Consider the following 2,055-nt stretch of genomic DNA (forward strand, 5'->3'; position numbering starts at 1 on the left):
CCGCAACGCCCGGCTGCGGTGGCCCGACGTCGAATTCGAAATCCGCAATGTGGCCGTCCAAGGAACCAGCGCCGTGCGCGGCGTCACCGGTGCCCTTGAGGAGCTCGACGCCGATCCCCGGGTGGATGTGATCATCATTGCCCGCGGTGGTGGCGCCTTTGAGGACCTGCTGCCTTTCAGCGATGAATCCCTGATTCGTGCCGTGGCTGCTGCTCAGACGCCGGTGGTCTCCGCCATCGGCCACGAAAATGATCAACCGTTGCTGGATCACGTGGCAGATCTACGCGCCTCCACCCCCACGGACGCCGGCAAACGGGTGGTCCCTGACCTGGTGGAGGAACGAGCCAACGTGGCGCGTGCTCGTGTGGTGTTGGACCGGGCCGTGATTCAGTTCCTGGACCGTGAGCAAGCAGCTTTGGATTCCATCCGCTCCCGCCCCGTGTTGGATCAACCGGAAGGCATGATCTTGGTGCGGGAGGAGGACGTGGACCGCCTCCGGGAACGATCCCTGCGCACCGTGCTGCACCGTAGCGAACGCGAACAGGAGACCATCCGCCAGATGAAGCACCGCGTGCGTGCACTCTCCCCCCAGGAAACTCTTTCCCGCGGATACGCCGTGGTCATGACGCAAGACGGTGGAGTGGTCAAGGATTCAGCGCAGGTCAAGGTCCAGGACACCTTGGCCATCCGACTGGCACTCGGCGAGGTCACCGCAGCGGTCACCCAGACATCCCAGCGCCAACCGGGTGACTCCGCCACCTGACGCCATTCATCCACCCCACCCCGCTCCGGCGCCAGATAGGCGCCCACCCAGACGCCCACGTGCCCAAACAGCCAGTTGCACGCACACATTCGCAGACAGGAACACCACCCATGAGCCCCAAGAAAGACACCACCCAGCCCGCTACCGGACCGGACCTCTCCGACATCCAGAAGATGGGCTACGAGGAAGCACGCGAGGAACTGGTGCGCACCGTGGCCAAGCTGGAGGCAGGCGGCACCGCCCTGGAAGAATCCCTGGCCCTGTGGGAGCGTGGCGAAGCCTTGGCCAACCGGTGTGAGCAATGGCTCGACGGTGCCCGCGAGCGCTTGGAAGCAGCACGCGAGCGCCGCGAAGAAGCCGAAGACCAGGGCTGACGCCCCCCTGAGCCACCCCTGGAGTCAGGGCCGCAGCCGCTCCAGAACCTCCAGCAGTTGGTCCAGGATGACCCGGCTTTCGCTCTGGTTGGCCGGGACCCATCCGATGCTGGCGTTGTAGTAGAGCCCGTCGCCCATGTGCAGAACAGCATTGGCCACAGCGGGCTCCCCCAGGTCAGCCAGCAGGAGGTCGTACCAGCGGGCCTTGAGGTCCTGCAGGGCTTCCCGTGCGGCGTCCTCACGACCTTGGGCCAGGCGGGAGACGGCCACGATGGCCAGGTCGATCTCCGATCCGGCCCACACGGAGTTGCGGAGGAACTGCCGGGCGGCACCTTCGGAGGATTCCGCCATGGATCTGCAGTCTTCGTCCCCCAAGGTTTTCATGTGTTCCAGCATGGCGTGGACCAGTTCCTGACGGCTGGCGAAGTGGTAGAGCAACCCACCCTTGGAGACCCCCGCCCTGGCGGCAACGGCCTCCAGGGTGGCGGCGCGTTCGCCGTCGTCCACCAGGATCGCCTGGAAGGCTTCCAGCGCGCGATCGCGGGCCACGGGTTTGCGTGCCACGGGTGAACTCCTTGTTTCCACTGGGGGTCGGGGCCGACTTTGAGCATACGGGGCGCAGCGGGCCACGGTGGTGGCCAACGGCACAACCTCCCGCCATTGCCTTACATCCCCCCAAACTGTACCGTCTGGTCGGTACAGTATTGGCGCCTTGACGGCGCATCACCCTTTGTCACCCGTGGGGAGGTATTCATGTCCGCAGCATCCACCGGCACCCAGCAGTCACGCACGGTGCCCACCGCGCAGCCTGAGCAGCCGCGCAAGATCCATCCGTGGTTGGCCCTGGCAGCCCTGATGTTCCCGGTGCTCACCGTCTCCGTGACCACCACCGCACTGAGTTTTGCCCTGCCGGACATT

3 protein-coding genes are annotated in these 2,055 nt (G+C 65.6%); 2 read left to right on the top strand and 1 reads right to left on the bottom strand.

Annotation, left to right across the window (positions count from 1 at the left end; translation table 11 throughout):
• Both xseA and L979_RS08020 read left to right on the top strand, forming a co-directional pair.
• Positions 1–763: exodeoxyribonuclease VII large subunit (gene xseA, locus L979_RS08015; protein ID WP_047691349.1), on the top strand; the 763-nt coding region annotated here is incomplete at its 5' end.
• Positions 764–873: 110 nt separating this feature from the next.
• On the top strand, positions 874–1,137 hold the full coding sequence (locus tag L979_RS08020; protein WP_047691352.1) for an exodeoxyribonuclease VII small subunit: 264 nt from the start codon (positions 874–876) through the stop codon (positions 1,135–1,137).
• A gap of 24 nt (positions 1,138–1,161) precedes the next feature.
• On the opposite strand, the gene L979_RS08025 is transcribed toward L979_RS08020, so the two are convergent.
• Positions 1,162–1,701 (bottom strand): TetR/AcrR family transcriptional regulator, encoded by a 540-nt coding sequence (locus L979_RS08025; protein ID WP_047691354.1) that lies wholly within the window; start codon positions 1,699–1,701, stop codon positions 1,162–1,164.
• Between the last annotated feature and the right edge of the window lie 354 nt (positions 1,702–2,055).

The sequence above is a fragment of the Kocuria sp. ZOR0020 genome (genome assembly GCF_000800955.1).
Classification (GTDB): Bacteria; Actinomycetota; Actinomycetes; order Actinomycetales; family Micrococcaceae; genus Kocuria; species Kocuria subflava.